The following is a 17131-nucleotide window of genomic DNA, read 5'->3' as shown; positions in this document are numbered from 1 at the left end:
GTCACGTCCAGACGGCGGCCCAGTCGTCCCGCATGCTGACGACGGTCCAGCCGAGGCGGGCTCCGACCGCCGTGATCGGCTCCGGGTCGGCGAAGGTCACCGCCGAGCTGACGTACGCCGTCTCGCGGTCGGCGTCGTCGTGGTCGAGCAGGACCGCGAGCGTCGGACCGTCCCCACCGGTGGCCCACTCGAGCATCTCCCGGTCACCACCGGAGTTGCCCGCCGCGAAGATGGGGCGCCGCCCGAGCTGCATCTGGATGTTGTTGACCTTGGCCGCGCCCTCGTTGGCGGCCGAGGCCAGCTCGTTCGTGCGCCGCAGCCCGGGGCCGCCGGCGTCGGTCGGGACGAACTCGTAGCCGATCAGGCTCCCCACCACGTCCTCCGGAGGTACGCCGTACAGGTCGTGGCTGATCGCCCGGACGAACTCGGTGCCGCCGCCGGTGACGACGCAGACGGTGAACTCCCGCCGGCGCAGCTCGTCGATCAGCTCGAGCATCGGCCGGTAGGTGCGGGCCGTGCCCTTCGCCATGAACTCGTGCACGCGCGCGGTGAAGTCCTCGGGCGAGATGCCCTCGAAGAGACCGGTCAGCGCGTGCGCGATCCGCTCGAGCCCGATCTCGCCGATGGCCGCCTGGTCGCCGCTGATCAGGGCGGCGAACTCCGGCTGCTCGGCGGCACTGGGATCGTCGCGCACGGCGCGCTTCATGGCGTCGACGAAGAAGTCCAGCTGCACGTAGCTCGGCTTCTCGGACCACAGCGTCCCGTCGTTGTCGAAGCACGCGACGCGGCGCTGGACCGGCACCTCGGCTGCGGCGTCGAGGAAGGCCACGATCGCGTCCCGGGTCGCGCCGGGTCGCCACGAAGGGAGGATCTCGTCGCTCATGCGGGCTGCTCCTGTCTCGCGGGTCGTCGTACGCACCGGAAGCCCTGGTGGCTGGTGCCGGTGTCGATCATCTGGGGCCGGCGCGCGGCCGGTCGGTAGCGCAGGCAGTAGCTGTCGGCGCAGAGGTGCGAACCGCCCTTGACCACCTTGCGCGGGATGGCGAACTGCGGCTGCGCCGGGTCGTAGCTCTGCTCACGGGCGCCTGGGCGCGGGTTGCTCGGGATGCAGCAGGGCTTCTCGACGTCCGGCGGGTGGCGCTCCGTCCACCAGTCGTCGGTCCACTCCCAGACGTTGCCCGCCATGTCGAAGAGGCCGTAACCGTTGGCGGGGAAGCTGCCGACCGGCGCCGTGCGCAGGAAGCCGCTCTCCCCGCTGCTGCGCCACGGGAAGTCCGGCCCGTCCCAGGTGTTCGCCATGATCTTCCCGCCGGGCCGGACCTCGTCACCCCAGGTGTACGGCGCACCCTCGAGACCGCCGCGGGCGGCGTACTCCCACTCCGCCTCGGTCGGCAGGGCGGCGCCGGCCCAGTCGGCGTACGCCGCGGCGTCCTCGTGGGAGACGTGGACGACGGGGTGGTCGAGCCGCTTCTCGATGTCGCTCCTCGGGCCGTTCGGGTGCTGCCAGGACGCACCCGGCTTCCACCGCCACCACTGGCTCAGGTGACGCAGATCGACCGGTCCCCTGGTGGGCACGAAGACCATCGACCCCGGCTGCAGGTTCTCGGGCGGCGCGCCGGGGTAGTCGGCCGGGTCGAGGTCACGCTCGGCGACGGTGACGTAGCCCGTGGCTTCCACGAAGGCCGCGAACTCGGCGTTGGTCACCGCCGTCGCGGAGATCGAGAAGGCGTCGACGCGCACGCGGTGGGTCGGCGCCTCCTCCGGGTAGTGGTCGTCGGAGCCCATCGTGAAGGTGCCACCCGGCAGGTCGACCTGCATCTAGCTGTTCGGCATGCCGGCCTTGAGCTTCGCCATCACCTGGTCGACGCTGAAGGTGGCCGGCGTCTGCCGGGGTGGGAAGTCGATCAAGCTCTTCAGCATCTCTGCGACGTAGGTCTGCGCCGGGATCAGCAGCCAGACGTGGTCGAGCATCCAGTCGTAGTAGGTGTTCGAGGTGCCCTCGGCCTTCTCGAAGGGGTCGGTGCGCAGGTTGTAGATCTTGGGCGCGCGCAGCTCGACGTACGGGTTCAGCCAGATGGCGAGCGTTCCGGTGGTGCGCTGCTCGAGGAAGACGAATTTCCAGTTGTCGAAGCGCATCCCGGCGAGGTCGCCGTCGTCGGTCACGTAGAAGAAGTGCTTGCGCGGGCTCACGTCGGCAGCACCGGTGATGTAGTCGAGCTGGTTGTGGCCGTCGAGGTGCACCTGGTACGACGTACCGGCCAGCTCGGTCCCGGCCTTGAGCCGCTCCGCCACGTCCGTGTCGCCGGCCGCAGCCAGCAGGGTGACGAACCAGTCGTTGTGGCTGATGATCCCGTTGCGGACCTCACCAGCCGGGATGTGACCGGGCCAGCGCACCATCGCGGGGACCCGGTAGGCGCCCTCCCAGTTGGAGTTCTTCTCGTTGCGGAAGGGCGTCATGCCCGCGTCGGGCCAGCTGTTCATGTGCGGGCCGTTGTCGGTGGAGTACATGACGATCGTGTTGTCGGCGAGCCCGTTGTCGTCGAGGAAGTCGAGCACCGAGCCGACCAGCTCGTCGTGGTCGACCATCGTGTCGTGGTACTCCGACTGCCACCGCCCGGCCTTGCCGCGGCTGCCGTCCTTGATGTGGGTGCGGAAGTGCATGTGCGTGGTGTTGAGCCACACGAAGAACGGGGTGTCGCTCTCCTGCGCGTCGGACATGAACCGCAGCGCCTCGGGGACGACCTCGTCGTCGATCGTCTTCATCCGCTCCTTGGTGAGCGGGCCGGTGTCCTCGATGCGCTGGGTGCCGTCGCCGTTGGCCCACGAGTGGATCACGCCGCGGGGCCCGAACCGCTTCTTGAAGTCCGGGAACTCCTCCTCGGTCGGGTAGTCGAACTGCTCCGGCTCCTCCTCGGCGTTGAGGTGGTAGAGGTTGCCGAAGAACTCGTCGAACCCATGCATGGTCGGCAGGAACTCGTCGCGGTCCCCGAAGTGGTTCTTGCCGAACTGACCGGTCGCGTAGCCGATGTCCTTGAGCGCGGTGGCGATGGTCGGGTCCTCCGCGCGCAGGCCGAGGTCGGCCCCCGGCATGCCGACCTTGGTCAGGCCGGTGCGGTAGGGATTCTGGCCGGTGATGAACGCCGCGCGGCCCGCCGTACAGCTCTGCTCACCGTAGGAGTCGGTGAACTTCACGCCCTCCTGGGCGACCCGGTCGATGTTGGGTGTCCGGTAGCCCATCAGGCCGTCGCTGTAGCAGCTCAGGTTGCTGATCCCGATGTCGTCGCCCCAGATGATGAGGATGTTCGGCTTGTCGGACACGTGTCGCTCCTCGGAACGGGGCCCGCTTCCCGGCCCTGGATCCGCAACGTAACCGCCTCCGACGGGCTCCGGCTCGCCCGTTCCGTGTGATTAGCGCTCGGTGACGATCCGGCCGGCGACGACCGTCAGCGCCACGGGCATCGAGCGCAGGGCGGCGCCCAGGTCGGCCGTGTCGGCGGCGTCCAGGTCGCGCAGCAGCGGGTCGCGGTCGAGGAGCACCACGTCGCCTCGTGAGCCCGCGCCGACCGTCGGCTGGCCGTCGACCGAGGCCGCGAGCACCTCGCGGACGGAGAGCGCCTGCTCGCCGTGCCACGGTCCCCGCTCGTCGGCGCTGCGGTGCACGGCGGCGGCCATCGCCAGCCACGGGTCCAGTGGTGACACCGGGGCGTCGGAGCCGAGCGCCAGCTCCACGCCGTCCTCCAGCATCCAGCGGAAGGCGAAGCAGCGCTCGGCGCGCTCGCCCCAGATCTTGTCGGTCAGGTCGCGGTCGTCGAGCAGGTGCGCCGGCTGCACGCTCGCGCGGATGCCGAGCTCCGCCATCCGGCGTACGTCGTCGCGTCGGGCCATCTGCGCGTGCTCGATGGACCCGCGGGCGCGGGTGTCGGCGTACGCCGCCAGCGCCTCCCGCACGGCCGCGTCGCCGATCGCGTGGGTGGCGATCTCCAGACCCGCGGCGTGCGCGCGGCCGAGCTGCTCGCGCAGCTCGGCGCCGGAGAGGTTCGGCTGGCCGGCCGGGTACTCGAGCTTGTGCGCGTCGCCGTACGGCTCGCAGCACCAGGCCGTCCGGGTGTTGAGCGAACCGTCGCTGATGATCTTGAGCGGCCCCATGGTCGCGCGGTCGTCGCAGCCCGGCAGCGGGTCGCCGGTGCGGAGGCCGGCGGCGATCACGCCGTCGAGCATGTGCGCGTACGTCGCCGCGCGGATTCGCAGGCGGTCGCAGTCCTGCACCCACCGCTCCGACCACTCCTCGATGCCCGCGCCGAACTCGAAGTCCACCAGCCCGGCGATCCCGCGCCCCGCCGCCTCGTCGAGCATCCGGCGGTAGGCCTCGGGCGACGTGCCGTCGTTGCCGACCAGCGTGACCAGGCGGGGGTACGCCGCGAACCACTCCGTCTCCCGGACCACCGAGTCCCGCACCGGCATCGCGAAGTGCAGCAGCGCCGTCGTGTTCAGCCACGCGTGGTGCCCGTCGCCGCTGATCAGCACCACGGCCGTATCCCCCGACACCGCGTCGAGCTCGGAGACGGTCACCTCGCGGTCCCACCCGGCCGATCGGTGGCCCCACCCGATCACCGGGAGGTCGGGGTAGTCGGCGATCCGCTGCGCGACCGCCCTGGTCGCGTCCTCGGGCGAGCGCGCGCCAGCGAGGTCGAGCCGCTGCGACGACAGCGTCCACTGGGCCAGGTGCGTGTGCTGGTCCCAGAGCCCCGGGATCACCCAGCGGCCGCCCGCGTCGATCTCCTCCACGCCGTTGGGTCGGTCCAGGCCCGGGCCGACGCCCGTGACCACGCCGCGCGCGATGGCGATGTCGACCGGTCCGTCGGGGGTGCTCTCCCCGGCACCGAGCGGCACCAGGCGGGCGTTGCGGATCAGCAGGTTGCTCACGCGCCGCACGCTAGCGCGGAGGGTGGTGGCACTCGTCGCCCCGGGGGTCAGGCGGCGAGGACGACTTCGAGGAGGTAGGTCTCCGCGGGGCTGATCTGCCTGGTCGTCGATGGTGTCGGTGTCGGTGGCGCGGTCGACCTCATGGTGTGGCCGGTGGGCAGCCGGGTCTCGATGGTGTGGCGTTGGTCGGGTGGTCCGTTGAGGGGTCGACTGCGCCAGCCGGGTGCTTGCTTGGTGTGGTTGCAGTGCTCGCACAGCCCTTGGCCGTTGATGCTGGTGGTGGGGCCGCCGGTGGCGTGGTCTTCTGCGTGGTCGCGGTGGCGGATGGGAGCGTCGCACCAAGGAGTGCGGCAGGTGCGGTCGCGGAGCTCGATGAACCGGGCCAATGCAGTGGGGAACTCCCGGGCCACGGATTCCATCGCGACCAGGGACCCGGTGGCGGGCTTGGCGTAGAGCCGCCGGATCGCAGTCAGGTGCTCCGGGTCGACCGCGTCGGCGGGGAGGGGTCCGTAGCCGTGGAGCCAGGCGGGCTCGACGCTGTCGCCGAGGAGGGCCTGGTCGGAGATCACCACGTTCACGACGACGGGGATGGCGGTGGCGTCTGCGAGGCCGGTGATGCGCTCCACGAGGGTGTCCGCCATGACCTGCCCACGGGTGCGGGGGTCGCCGGCGGACCTGGCTTGGTCCGCGATCCGGGTCAGCGTCGCCCACACCGCGACACCCTGCTTCGCGGTCAGCAGGGCGGAGAGGCGGGCCATGGTGTCGGGTGCGGGCCGCATGGAGACGTGGCGGTCCGCTTCCGCCTTGGACCGGCGGTTGACGACGGCTTGGGCATCGATGCGGATGACGGCCTTCTGGGTCTCCGCGGTCAGTCTGCGGTCGCCCCACCCGTGGAACGGGTAGGTGCCGTCCGGAGCTGGCTGGCAGATCTCCGCATCGACCAGCGCCCGGTCCTGACGGGACAGGCAGGAGGTCTCGCGGGCGATGAGCGTGGCGCGCCACTCGGAGATGACGCCGGCGCGCATTGCGGCGTGCAGGTGGGGTTGTTCGGTAAGGGCGTGCGCCAGCCCCAACAGCCGGGATCCCTTCGCGGGGGACTCGCGGCGGGCGAATGCGATGAGCCCGGCGACGTCGCGGCCCTGCCGAGCAGCGGGGATGCGGTCCTGGGCGTGACGGGCGCGAACGAGGTGGTCGAGCTGCACGGTGAGCTCGGCCTGGGTTGCTGCGATCCGGGCTTTGGTGTCCTCGAGCTCACGGATCTGGTCGAGGAGGGCGCGTTCGTCCGTGGGCGCCGCCGTGGTGGCGGTGTCGGGGACGAAGGGCGTGGCCATGTCTCATTGTATCGAACGTGTGTTCGAATGACAAGTCTGAATCCAGGACTTTTCTTGGTCAGCGAGTTGGGTGCGGGGGTCTCGTCGACGCTCGCTGGCGCTCGCTGCTCGACCACCGGGGTGCCGGCAAGCCGGGAGGCGGCGCCGACCCGAGCCCGCCATGCCCGCGTAGCTGCCTGTCGGTCTGCCACCACTGACCACCAGCAGGCCACGGTCAGCCTTGCGGGGGTCTCGACGACGCTCGCTGGCGCTCGCTGCTCGACCACCGGAAACCGGCAAGCCGGGAGGCGGCGCCGACCCGCGCGCGCCGTGCCCGCGTAGCTGCCTGTCGGTCTGCCACCACCGACCACCAGCAGGCCACGGTCAGCCTTCCGGGGTCTCGACGACGCTCGCTGGCGCTCGCTGCTCGACCACCGGAAACCGGCAAGCCGGCGAGCGGCGCCGACCCGCGCGCGCCGTACCCGCGTAGCTGCCTATCGGTCTGCCACCACTGACCACCCGCAGCCCACGGTCAACCTTCCGGGGTCTCGACGACGCTCGCTGGCGCTCGCTGCTCGACCACCGAGAAGCGGACCCGAGACCGCCGTACCCGCGTAATTGCCTCTCGGTCTGCCACCACTGACCACCCGCAGGCCACGGTCAGCCTTCCGGGGTCTCGACGACGCTCGCTGGCGCTCGCTGCTCGACCACCGGGGAGCCCGACTCGTCGTCGGGCATCGCCATGGGCTTGGGCCGCAGGAAGACCCCGCCGACGAGGGCCGCGAGGGCGGCGAAGCAGGCGCCGGCGCCGAAGGCGAGCTGGAAGCCTCCGTTGAGCGCCTCGAGGGAGCCGGCGCCGTCGGCAAGGAGCGACGACGTGCGGGAGGACGAGAGGCTGACCAGCACGGCGAGGCCGAGGGCGCCGCCCATCATGAAGGACGTGTTGACGACGCCCGAGGCGAGCCCGGACTCGTGCGGCTCGACGTCGCCCATCGCGGCGAGCAGCACGGGGTTGAAGGCGATGCCGGCACCGGCGCCGAGCAGCAGCATCGACGGCAGCACGTCGACCAGGAAGTGCCCGTCGACAGGTGCCCGGGAGAAGAGCGCCAGGCTGACCGCGGCCAGCAGGAGACCGACCACCAGCGGCGGGCGGATGCCGAAGCGCAGCACCAGCTTGTCGGAGACGCGCAGCGAGCAGTAGGCCATCACCACGCTCGTCGGCACGAAGGCGAGACCGACCTCGAGGGCGTCGTACCCCAGCACCTGCTGGAGGTAGAGCGCGGCGAGGAAGAACCACGCGAACATCGCGGCCGCCCACAGCACCCCGACGACCTGCGACACGACGACGTTGCGCAGCCGGAAGAGGCGCAGCGGCACCAGCGGCTCGGCCACCCGCGACTCCCGCAGCACGAAGACGGCGAGGAGGATGACACTGCCGACGATCAGCCACGGCTCGCTCTCGACGATGCCGTAGACCGACAGCATCAGCGCAGCCGTCACGAGGACCGCGCCGAGCACGTCGATGCGACCACGCTGCGCCACGACCTCGTCGGTGGGCAGCACCCGGCGGGCCGCGACGAAGACGCCGACCCCGATCGGGACGTTGACCAGGAAGATCCAGTGCCAGGAGAAGAGGCCGGTCAGCACGCCCCCGAGGAGTACGCCGACGGCGCCGCCGCCCGACATCACGAACCCGAAGAAGCCCATCGCCTTGGCCCGCTCGGCCGGGTCCTGGAAGAGCTCGACGATCAGCGACAGCGCGACCGCGGAGACGGCCGCTCCGCCCAGGCCCTGGACCGCGCGGCCGGCGACGAGCAGCCCGGCGGTCGGCGCGAGCCCGCACGCCACCGAGGCGACCACGAACGCGACGACCCCGCCGAGGAACACCCGGCGGTTGCCGAGCAGGTCGCCCAGGCGGCCCGACAGGAGCAGGAACCCGCCGAACGTCAGCAGGTAGGCGTTGACCACCCACGCGAGCGCCGACTGGGAGAAGCCCAGGTCGGACTGGATGGACGGGAGGGCCACGTTCACGATGCTCGAGTCGAGCACGATCATGAGGTCGCCCAGGCACAGCACGTAGAGCGCCAGCCAGCGGGTCTTGACGTCGTTCATCGGCTTGTCTCCTGGAGGGAAGGGGTTCCGTCACCCCTTCCACGAACGGGGGACCACGAAATCGACAGACCAGCCGGAGCTCCTCGACTCATCGGCGTCCGGTCAGGGCCGCCGGATACGGTGTGCCGCATGAGGGTGCGCTGGATCGGGCTGGCGCTCGCGCTCGTCCTGGTCGGGGGCGCCGTGGGGTACGCCGTGGGTCGGGCGACCCTGGAGCAGCCGCTGGACCTCGTCGGCGCCGAGCCCGTCCCGGCCGTCTCGCCGTCCTACCCCGTCAACGAGTACGTCGTGCTGCCCGACCCGGGTCTCGCCCCGCTGGCGACCGGCCTGCCGCTGCACACGGCGAAGTTCAACGCCGGCGGGATGCCGATGACCGCGTCCGTGCCGGACGGGTGGCGGCGGGCGCCGCTGGAGGGCAGGGACGCGTGGAACTTCGCCGTCCCGGAGAACCCCAGGAACACGTACCTGCTCCGGGTCGGCCTCGTCACCAACCGCATCTCGCTCAAGGTCGCCCTCCAGAGCCGGATCAACGCCCTCGAGGACGCCGAGAGCAACGGCGACCTCGAGCACCTCGTGATCGAGAGCCGCACGGACGAGGGGTTCACCGCGACCTACCTCGACAACGGCCACCAGCGCGTGAGCATGGAGCGGTGGCTGCCGCGGAGCGGATCGAGCCAGGCGTACGCCGCCATCGCGACGACCGGGCGGGAGACCGACCGCGCGGGCATGGCCGACCTGCTCGAGCGGGTCTCGGCGTCCGCTGCCTACTGACCGCTCACATGCCGTGGACGGCGACGTCGTCGAGCACGCGGTTGGCGGTGCCGCGGTCGTGGCTGCGCACCTGCACCCAGAGGAGCTGGTCCTCGGTGACCTGGATGACGCGCTCGACGGTCACCCCGCCCGGGCAGTCGCTGTAGACGACGGTCGCCGACGGGCCGAGCTGGCCGTTGTCCGGGACCCGCGAGCCGGCCTGCCCGCACTCGGGGTGCTGCGGCAGCTGGGCGGGCAGCTCGTCGCCGGGCAGGATCCCGGCGAAGACGCCCTGGGCGCCGGACTGCGGGTCCGTCCAACCACCGGCGGTGCCGAGCGAGACCGCAGGAAGGTCGCCGTCGGCGCCCTCCGGCCGCCACCCGTCCGTCGCGACGTGCCGGTCCCACGCCCGCGGGACGGTCACGCTGATCGAGGACTCGTCGTCGGTCACCGTCACCTCGGGGTCCCCGCGGTGCGCGACGACGTAGCCGCCGACCCCCGACGCCGCGAGCACGACGACGGCGGCCACGGTCCCGAGCAGCCATCGCCTCACCCGCCGCGGTGGCGTCGGCTCGGGCAGCGGGGTGTCGTCGACCTTGATCGACGGCGGCGCGCCGAGCTGCGTCAGGTGCGGGTCGAGCGGCAGCCACGGCTCCCCGATGTCTCCGGCGAGCGGGCCGAGCGCCGACTCCAGCGCGCCGACGTACGACGCCGCGTCCGGCCACCGCTGCTCCCGGTCGGCGGCGAGCCCGCGCGCGACCACGGACTCCACCTCCGGCGGGAACGGCCGCTCCGGCGTCGACAGCGGCGGCGGCGGCCCCGGTGCCGCGGCAGCCGAGAGGGACGCGTGGGAGAACGCCGCCCGGGAGGCGAGCATCAGGTAGGTCAGCGCCGCCAGCGAGTAGAGGTCCGCGCGCCGGTCCAGCGGCTCCCCCTGCGCCTGCTCCGGCGCGACGAACGACGGCGTCCCCGCGATGACCGTCAGCCGCGACGACACCTCCATCGACTTGCCCAGGCCGAGGTCGGCGACCATCGCCCGGACCCGGCCGTCGATCGACCGGAAGAGCACGTTGGCGGGCTTGAGGTCGCGGTGCAGCACGCCGCGCTCGTGCAGCGTCTGCAGCCCGGCGCCGATCTCGCGCACCACCTCGAGGGCCTGCGCCGGCGTCAGCCCGTCGATCTCGAGCCGGTCGGCCAGCGTCCCCTGGTCGGCGTACGACATCACCAGGTAGGGCCGCCCGTCGTCGAGCTCGCCGGCGTCGTACACGGTGACGACGTGGGGGGACTCCACCTTGCGGAGGAAGCGCCCCTCCTCCAGGAACCGCTGGCGGACGGCGAGGTCCTCGCTCCAGTTCTCGGCCAGCACCTTGACCGCGACCGGCGAGTCGAGCTGCTCGTCGTACGCGAGCCAGACCGTCGCGAACGCGCCCGCGCCGATGCGTCGGCGCACCGCGTAGCGACCGAGACGGGCGGGCATGGGCACGACCGCATTATGTCCCGGCCCCAGGGTCCGACCCCGAGAGGACTCGGGGTCGGCTCAGGGATCAGGTGCCCCGTGTCCCCGATGTGGGCGACCCCTCCCGGCCGCGAGGCTCATCACCATGATCAAGGTCGAGTCACTCAGCAAGAAGTACGGCGGCTTCACCGCCGTCGACGATGTCAGCTTCACGGCGCGGCCCGGCCGCGTCACCGGCTTCCTCGGGCCCAACGGCGCCGGGAAGTCCACCTCCATGCGGATCATGGTGGGCCTCACGCCCCCCACGTCCGGGTACGCCGAGGTCGCGGGCCGCCGCTTCGCGGACCTGCCCAACCCCGGGCTGGAGGTCGGCGTCCTGCTCGACGCCTCCGCCCAGCACGCCGGCCGCACCGGCCGCGAGATCCTGACGATCGCCCAGCGCACCATGGGCCTCCCGGCCCGCCGGGTCGACGAGATGCTCGAGCGGGTCAGCCTGACCGACGAGGAGGCGGGCCGCCGGGTCCGCAACTACTCGCTCGGCATGCGCCAGCGGCTCGGCATCGCCACGGCCCTGCTCGGCGACCCCGAGGTCCTGATCCTCGACGAGCCGGCCAACGGCCTCGACCCCGCCGGCATCCGCTGGATGCGCGACCTGCTGCGCGGGTACGCCGACCGGGGCGGCACCGTGCTGCTCTCGTCGCACCTGCTGCACGAGATCGAGGTCATCGCCGACGACCTGGTGGTCATCGGCAACGGCAAGATCGTCGCCCAGGGCACGAAGGCCGAGCTGCTCGCCTCCGCGGGCACGCTGGTCCGCACCCGCGACGTGCCCGTGCTGACCCGGGCGCTGGCCGACGCCGGCCTCGAGTTCTCGGAGATGACCGACGCGCTCCGCGTCGACGCCGACACCGACGTCGTCGGCCAGGTGGCCCTGGCCGCCGGGGTCGCCCTGACCGAGCTCCGCGCCGCCGACGGCGCCGGGCTCGAGGAGATGTTCCTCGAGCTCACCGCAGAGACCCAGCGAGAGGAAGTAGCAGCATGAGCGCCTCCACCATCGAGGGCACGGTCGACACCGTCGCCGAGGTGACCCGCGCGGCGCGACCCGCACCGGCCCGGATCCCCATGTCCCGGCTCCTGTCCGTCGAGCTGCGCAAGTCGTTCGACACCCGCTCGGGCTTCTGGCTCCTCGCGAGCATCGGCATCGTCGCGGTCCTCGCGACCGGCGCCGTGCTGCTCTTCGCGCCGTCGGACGAGCTGACCTACGACACGTTCGCCGGCGCCGTCGGCTTCCCGATGGCGGTGATCCTGCCGATGATCGCCGTCCTGTCCGTCACCGGCGAGTGGAGCCAGCGCACCGGGCTCACGACCTTCACCCTGGTCCCGCACCGCGGGCGGACGATCCTGGCCAAGGCCATCGTGGCGGTCGGCATCGGCGTCGTCTCCATGCTGCTGGCCTTCGCCATCGGCGCGGTCGGCAACCTGATCGGCCCGATGATCACCGGCACCGACCGGGTCTGGGACGACGGCCCGGCGATCCTCGCCAACATCGTCCTGGCCAACGTGCTCGGCCTCCTGGTGGGCTTCATGCTCGGCATCGTCATCCGCAACTCGGCGGGCGCGATCGTCGCGTACTTCGTCTACTCCTTCGTGCTGCCGACCCTGTCGATGGTGCTGGCGGCCAGCCAGGACTGGTTCAAGGACCTGCAGCCGTGGGTCGACTTCAACTTCGCCCAGGGCAACCTCTTCAACGACACGCTGACGGGCGAGCAGTGGGCCCAGCTGGGCGTCACCAGCATCGTCTGGCTCGTCATCCCGCTGGCCGTCGGCCTGCGGATGGTGCTCCGGTCCGAGGTCAAGTAGCACGCTCGACCATCACGGTTGGGTCACCCTTCCCCGGTGCCTGCACAATGTGCAGACATCGGGGAAGGGTGCGTTCATGGCGACCGAAGGTCTGGGACCGGACGAGATCGACGAGCTGGCGCGGCGCGCGCAGGGCGGCGACCGGGACGCGCTCGAGAGCCTCCTGGCGACCATCCGGCCGCGAGCGCTCAACGTCTGCCGGGGCGTGCTCCCCCACCTGCCGGACGCCGAGGACGCCTGCCAGGAGGCGCTGCTCAACATCGCCAACAAGATCGGCTCCTGGAACGGCCAGGGCAGGTTCACCACCTGGATGCACGTGGTCGCGCTCAACAGCGCGCGCTCGACCTACCGCCGGATGAAGAACCAGGCCACACCGCGCGACCCGATGGAGTACGCCGGGGTCGACCGCCCGGACCCGCGCACCACCAGCGTCATCGCCGGCACCCGCCTCGACCTGCTCGAGGCGATGGAGACCATCGAGCGGGACCACCCGCAGTTCGTGGAGCCGCTGCTGCTGCGCGACGTCTACGGGATGCCGTACGACGAGATCGCCCACCTGCTCGGTCTCCCGCTGGGCACCGTGAAGGCGCAGATCCACCACGGCCGCAAGCTCGCCCGCCCCCTGCTGCGGGGCTCGGAGTGAAGGTCGGCCTGGCCGCCCTCGTCGCCGGCGCGCTGCTGCTCACCGGCTGCACCTCGTCGGACGACCAGCCCAACGGCTCACCCAGCCCCGAGCCGTCGCCCTCGACCAGCACGTCCGCGAAGCCGGCGCCCGGCGCCAGCACCCCGGTCGAGGACGAGGTCTACCCCGACGTCGGCGACCCGGGCGTGGACGCGCTGCGCTACCACCTCGACGTCGCCTGGGACCCCGACACCCGCACCATGACCGGCCACGAGACCGTCCGGGTGCGCGCCACCGGCGACGCCGACCACCTGCAGCTGGACCTCGAGGGCGAGCTCACCGTGGACCAGGTCCGGGTCGACGGCGAGGACGCGGACTTCGAGCACCAGGGCAAGGACCTGGTCATCTCCGCCGACGTGCAGGAGGACGGGCACTACGCGCTGGCGATCGACTACCACGGCAGCCCGCAGCCGGTGCCCGCACCGACGAAGCGCAGCGACTTCAACACCCTCGGCTGGACGACGACACCCAGCGGCGAGGTCTGGACGATGCAGGAGCCGTTCGGCGCCTACTCCTGGTACGCCGTCAACGACCAGCCCTCCGACAAGGCGCTCTACTCCTTCACGATCTCGGTCCCGGCGCCGTGGGTCGGGGTCGCCAACGGACAGCTGCTCTCCCGCCGGACCGCCGGCGGCGCCACCGTCACCCGGTGGAAGCTGGACGAGCCGGCGGCGTCGTACCTCGTCACGATCGCGATCGGCGACCTCGTCGAGACCAAGGACGCCTCGGCGTCCGTCCCGATGACCTACTGGACCCCGCGCGGGCGCCCGGGCCTGGTGCGCAAGCTGCGCGAGGCGCCGGCCGGCCTGGCCTGGCTGGAGAAGCGGCTCGGCCCCTTCCCCTTCAAGACGCTCGGCTTCCTGGTCGTCGACTCGGAGAGCGGCATGGAGACCCAGACGATGATCACGCTCGGCGACACGCGCTACGCCACCTCGCCGGACGTGCTGGTGCACGAGATGGCGCACCAGTGGTACGGCGACCAGGTGACGCCGGTCGACTGGCGCGACGTGTGGATGAACGAGGGCATGGCGATGTTCATCCAGGGCGCCTGGACGGCCGAGCGGCAGGGCGCCTCGATCGAGTCGGTCATGGACGAGTGGGCGCCCGGCGAGGCGGAGACCCGGGCCGAGTACGGCCCGCCCGCGAACTACGACCCGGAGGCCTTCGGCGGCGGCAACGTCTACTACGGACCCGCGCTGATGTGGGACGAGCTGCGCCAGCGCCTCGGGGACGACGAGTTCTGGCGGCTCGTGCGTGCCTGGCCGCAGGCCCACGACGACGGCAACGCCGACTACGACGACATCACGTCCTGGTGGTCGGACCAGACCGGCGAGGACCTCTCCGGCTTCTTCGACGACTGGCTGCTCGGCGAGACCACGCCGAAGCGGGGCTAGGCCGGCGCGGCCGCCCACCCCAGCGCCGGACCCAGCCGGGTCGCCATGGCGGTGAGGATCTGCACGTAGTCGGCCTCCTCGAAGGTGAACGGCAGCGCGAAGGCCACCTCGTCGACCTCGCGGAAGGCGGCATGGGCCTCGAGCCGCTCGGCGATCTCGTCCGCCGTGCCGACCAGGTCGGGGGCGAACATCATCCGTGCGGGGCCCTGCGGCTCGCGGGTCCGCGGCAGCCGCGCCTCGGCGTACGCCGTGTAGCGGGCGACCTGGGCGGCGGAGGCGCCGTCGGTCGGGATCACCACGAGCCCCTGGGAGACGCGGGCGCGGTCGCCGAGCGGGTGCGCGGATCGGAACGCCCGGATCTGGGCGAGCTGGACCTGCTCGAAGTCCTCGGACTCCTCCGCCTTCACCACGCTGCTGGTGAGCAGGTTGAGGCCCTGCTTGCCGGCCCACCGGGCGGAGCCGAGCGAGGCCGCGCCGTACCAGATCCGGGAGGCGAGGCCCGGCGAGTGCGGTTGCACGCGGTCCGAGAAGTCCTCGATGCCCTCCCGGCCGCGGAACGGGCTCGCGGGCTCGCCGCGCACGAGCCGCAGCAGCCGCTCGACCCGGGTGTAGGTGAAGTCCTCGGCGTCGCCGGTGTCGGGATAGAGGGCGTCGCGCACCTCGTCGTACCGCATCGGGGGCCCCACGCTGAGCCCCGGGTTGAGCCGGCCCCCGGACAGCACGTCGACCGTCGCCCAGTCCTCGGCCAGGCGGAGCGGGTTCTCCCACCCGAGCGGCGTGACGGCGGTGCCGAGCTCGATCCGGCTGGTGCGCTGCGACGCGGCCGCGAGGACGGCCACCGGCGAGGAGATCCCGTACTGCAGGTGCCGGTGGCGCAGCCACGCGCTGTCGAAGCCGAGCCGCTCGCCGAGCTCGATGATCCGCAGCGTCGACTCGTGCCCGGCGCCGGGGTCGTCGGGGTCGAAGAGCCCGATCGTCAGGAATCCCAGCCTGCTCAGCACCTGCTGCTCCTCTCGGTCTGCTGTGGGCTGAATCGCTTGCCCCCGCGGTTCATTCCCGCAACCGTGGCGGACATGAAGCTCCTGGTGCTCGGCGGTTCCGTCTTCCTCTCCCAGGCGGTCGCGGCGGACGCCGTACGACGGGGGCACGAGGTCACCTGCGCCAACCGGGGCACCTCGGGGCCGGTCCCCGACGGCGCCCGTCTCGTCGTGTGGGACCGGGCGCAGCCGGCGCCCGGGGAGCTGTCCGACGACTTCGAGGCGGTCGTCGACGTCGGCCGCTACCCGTCCTGGACACGGACGGCCGTGGCGGCATTCCCCAGTGCCCACTGGGTTTTCGTCTCGACCGTCAACGTCTACTCGGACGAGTCGACGCCGGGCGGCCGTCCCGGGACGCTGCCGCTGCGCGACGCCCTCCACGAGGACGTCGACCTCGCGGTGGACATGGAGGCCTACGGGCCGATGAAGGTCGCCTGCGAGCAGATCGTGCGCTCCGGAGCGGCGTCGGCGACGGTCATCCGGCCCGGCCTGATCGTCGGCCCCGGCGACCCGAGCGGCCGGTTCACCTACTGGCCGTCGCGGATGGCGGACGGTGGGACGGTGCTGGCGCCCGGTCGCCCGGAGGACAGCACGCAGGTCATCGACGTCCACGACCTCGCGACCTGGATCGTCGACGCCGCCGAGGTGCGGCTGGTGGGTGACTACGACGGCGTCGGGCGCACCACGACGATGAGCGCGGTGCTCTCCGAGGTCGCCGCGGGCTGCGACGCGGAGGTCGAGCTGGTCTGGGTGCCGCAGGACTTCCTGACCGAGCAGGGCGTGGAGCCCTGGGCCGGCCCGGACAGCCTGCCTCTCTGGCTGCCACGACCGGAGTACGACGGGATGACGGCGCACGACGCGACGCCGTCGTACGACGCGGGCCTGGTCACCCGCCCGGTCGCCGACACCGCCCGTGAGACGCTCGCCTGGCTGCGGGCGACGCCGGACGCGAAGGTCACCGGGATCAGCCGGGAGCGGGAGGCCGAGCTGCTCGCCGCCTGGGCCGGTCGCTAGAGCACCGGCTCCCCGAAGCGGGCGCCGTACGCGATCTCGGCGAGCGGACGGCGGGTGCGGGGTGCCAGGTCGCTCACGATCCCCCGCCCGACCGCGATGCCGGTCGTGACCGACCAGTGCGCCGGCACGCCGGCGACCCCCGCCAGGCCGTCGTGGTCGAAGGCCGCGAACTGGTGGCACGACAGCCCGAGCGCGCCCGCCTGGACACAGAGCTGCGCCACGGCCTGACCGAGGTCGTAGGCCGCGTAGTCGGAGTAGACGAGCGCGTCCTCCTCGGGTCCGGACGCGACCTGGTGGAGCGTGAAGACCAGCGCCGAGGCGGCCGGCGCCCACCGCCGCACGCTCGGCGCCAGCAGCGGGACGAAGGCCTCGTGCGCGGCGTCGCCGCGCCGGCCGACCAGGAAGGCCCAGGGCTGCGAGTTGCCGGCCGACGGCGCCCAGCGGGCCGCCTCGAGCAGGCTCGCGAGATCGGCGCTGCCGAGCTCGTGGGTCTCGTCGTACTCACGGACGCTGCGGCGCTCGCGCAGCAGCGGCAGGATCCGGGGTTCGTCCATGCAGTCCGAGCCCGACTCGCCGCGGCGGTATTCCCGAGC

General features: G+C 72.1%; 15 protein-coding genes. 6 read left to right on the top strand and 9 right to left on the bottom strand.

Going from position 1 to position 17131, the window contains the following annotated elements:
- Window position 1: 1 nt before the first annotated feature.
- The 6 genes from ABEA34_RS13180 to ABEA34_RS13155 all read right to left on the bottom strand — a co-directional run bounded on the left by ABEA34_RS13180 (window position 2) and on the right by ABEA34_RS13155 (window position 8345).
- A complete protein-coding gene (locus ABEA34_RS13180) occupies window positions 2-883 on the bottom strand; it encodes an HAD family hydrolase (protein ID WP_345521753.1) in 882 nt (293 codons plus the stop codon).
- The gene (locus ABEA34_RS13175; RefSeq protein ID WP_345521752.1) at window positions 880-1818 is read right to left on the bottom strand and encodes a formylglycine-generating enzyme family protein; all 939 of its coding nucleotides are present in this window, start codon (window positions 1816-1818) and stop codon (window positions 880-882) included. Before ABEA34_RS13175 ends, ABEA34_RS13180 begins: the two co-directional genes overlap by 4 nt.
- Window positions 1819-3318: an arylsulfatase gene (locus ABEA34_RS13170; RefSeq protein ID WP_345521751.1), complete on the bottom strand. Its 1500-nt coding sequence runs from the start codon at window positions 3316-3318 to the stop codon at window positions 1819-1821.
- 90 nt (window positions 3319-3408) lie between these two features.
- On the bottom strand, window positions 3409-4923 hold the full coding sequence (locus ABEA34_RS13165) for an amidohydrolase (RefSeq protein WP_345521750.1): 1515 nt from the start codon (window positions 4921-4923) through the stop codon (window positions 3409-3411).
- Between the two features lie 47 nt (window positions 4924-4970).
- Entirely contained in the window at window positions 4971-6254 is a 1284-nt protein-coding gene (locus ABEA34_RS13160; RefSeq protein ID WP_345521749.1) for an HNH endonuclease, read from the bottom strand.
- Between the two features lie 639 nt (window positions 6255-6893).
- The gene (locus ABEA34_RS13155; protein ID WP_345521748.1) at window positions 6894-8345 is read right to left on the bottom strand and encodes a DHA2 family efflux MFS transporter permease subunit; all 1452 of its coding nucleotides are present in this window, start codon (window positions 8343-8345) and stop codon (window positions 6894-6896) included.
- A gap of 129 nt (window positions 8346-8474) precedes the next feature.
- Between ABEA34_RS13155 and ABEA34_RS13150 the strand changes: the two genes are divergently transcribed.
- Window positions 8475-9116, top strand: coding sequence for a hypothetical protein (locus ABEA34_RS13150; protein ID WP_345521747.1), 642 nt, complete (start codon window positions 8475-8477; stop codon window positions 9114-9116).
- A 4-nt stretch (window positions 9117-9120) separates the two neighbouring features.
- On the opposite strand, the gene ABEA34_RS13145 is transcribed toward ABEA34_RS13150, so the two are convergent.
- Window positions 9121-10572, bottom strand: a complete 1452-nt coding sequence (locus ABEA34_RS13145) for a serine/threonine-protein kinase (RefSeq protein ID WP_345522790.1) — start codon at window positions 10570-10572, stop codon at window positions 9121-9123.
- A 124-nt stretch (window positions 10573-10696) separates the two neighbouring features.
- Here ABEA34_RS13145 and ABEA34_RS13140 point away from each other — a divergent pair, with 124 nt between their 5' ends.
- The 4 genes from ABEA34_RS13140 to ABEA34_RS13125 all read left to right on the top strand — a co-directional run bounded on the left by ABEA34_RS13140 (window position 10697) and on the right by ABEA34_RS13125 (window position 14487).
- A complete protein-coding gene (locus ABEA34_RS13140; RefSeq protein ID WP_345521746.1) occupies window positions 10697-11593 on the top strand; it encodes an ABC transporter ATP-binding protein in 897 nt (298 codons plus the stop codon).
- Window positions 11590-12411, top strand: a complete 822-nt coding sequence (locus ABEA34_RS13135; protein WP_345521745.1) for an ABC transporter permease — start codon at window positions 11590-11592, stop codon at window positions 12409-12411. The genes ABEA34_RS13140 and ABEA34_RS13135 overlap by 4 nt, the downstream gene beginning before the upstream one ends.
- Before the next feature lie 76 nt (window positions 12412-12487).
- Entirely contained in the window at window positions 12488-13054 is a 567-nt protein-coding gene (locus ABEA34_RS13130; protein ID WP_345521744.1) for an RNA polymerase sigma factor, read from the top strand.
- A complete protein-coding gene (locus tag ABEA34_RS13125; protein WP_345521743.1) occupies window positions 13051-14487 on the top strand; it encodes a M1 family metallopeptidase in 1437 nt (478 codons plus the stop codon). The genes ABEA34_RS13130 and ABEA34_RS13125 overlap by 4 nt, the downstream gene beginning before the upstream one ends.
- On the opposite strand, the gene ABEA34_RS13120 is transcribed toward ABEA34_RS13125, so the two are convergent.
- A complete protein-coding gene (locus tag ABEA34_RS13120) occupies window positions 14484-15488 on the bottom strand; it encodes an LLM class flavin-dependent oxidoreductase (protein WP_345521742.1) in 1005 nt (334 codons plus the stop codon). The two genes, ABEA34_RS13125 and ABEA34_RS13120, sit on opposite strands and share 4 nt — an antisense overlap.
- Before the next feature lie 72 nt (window positions 15489-15560).
- On the opposite strand from ABEA34_RS13120, the gene ABEA34_RS13115 reads away from it, so the two are divergent.
- A complete protein-coding gene (locus tag ABEA34_RS13115) occupies window positions 15561-16538 on the top strand; it encodes an NAD-dependent epimerase/dehydratase family protein (protein ID WP_345521741.1) in 978 nt (325 codons plus the stop codon).
- On the opposite strand, the gene ABEA34_RS13110 is transcribed toward ABEA34_RS13115, so the two are convergent.
- Window positions 16535-17092 carry a nitroreductase family protein gene (locus tag ABEA34_RS13110; RefSeq protein WP_345521740.1) on the bottom strand — a complete coding sequence of 186 codons (558 nt, stop codon included), beginning with the start codon at window positions 17090-17092 and terminating at the stop codon, window positions 16535-16537. The two genes, ABEA34_RS13115 and ABEA34_RS13110, sit on opposite strands and share 4 nt — an antisense overlap.
- Window positions 17093-17131: the final 39 nt, after the last annotated feature.

Origin of the sequence: Nocardioides conyzicola (assembly GCF_039543825.1) — a bacterium.
Lineage (GTDB): Bacteria > Actinomycetota > Actinomycetes > Propionibacteriales > Nocardioidaceae > Nocardioides > Nocardioides conyzicola.
This window is presented reverse-complemented; position numbering and strand designations above follow the sequence as displayed.

Bases quoted from the DNA above. Each gene is read 5' to 3' on its own strand.
- ABEA34_RS13180 (WP_345521753.1), bottom strand. From the start codon at position 883: ATGAGCGACGAGATCCTCCCTTCGTGGCGACCCGGCGCGACCCGGGAC.
- ABEA34_RS13175 (WP_345521752.1), bottom strand. From the start codon at position 1,818: ATGCAGGTCGACCTGCCGGGTGGCACCTTCACGATGGGCTCCGACGAC.
- ABEA34_RS13160 (WP_345521749.1), bottom strand. From the start codon at position 6,254: ATGGCCACGCCCTTCGTCCCCGACACCGCCACCACGGCGGCGCCCACG.
- ABEA34_RS13155 (WP_345521748.1), bottom strand. From the start codon at position 8,345: ATGAACGACGTCAAGACCCGCTGGCTGGCGCTCTACGTGCTGTGCCTG.
- ABEA34_RS13150 (WP_345521747.1), top strand. From the start codon at position 8,475: ATGAGGGTGCGCTGGATCGGGCTGGCGCTCGCGCTCGTCCTGGTCGGG.
- ABEA34_RS13145 (WP_345522790.1), bottom strand. From the start codon at position 10,572: ATGCCCGCCCGTCTCGGTCGCTACGCGGTGCGCCGACGCATCGGCGCG.
- ABEA34_RS13140 (WP_345521746.1), top strand. From the start codon at position 10,697: ATGATCAAGGTCGAGTCACTCAGCAAGAAGTACGGCGGCTTCACCGCC.
- ABEA34_RS13135 (WP_345521745.1), top strand. From the start codon at position 11,590: ATGAGCGCCTCCACCATCGAGGGCACGGTCGACACCGTCGCCGAGGTG.
- ABEA34_RS13130 (WP_345521744.1), top strand. From the start codon at position 12,488: ATGGCGACCGAAGGTCTGGGACCGGACGAGATCGACGAGCTGGCGCGG.
- ABEA34_RS13115 (WP_345521741.1), top strand. From the start codon at position 15,561: ATGAAGCTCCTGGTGCTCGGCGGTTCCGTCTTCCTCTCCCAGGCGGTC.
- ABEA34_RS13110 (WP_345521740.1), bottom strand. From the start codon at position 17,092: ATGGACGAACCCCGGATCCTGCCGCTGCTGCGCGAGCGCCGCAGCGTC.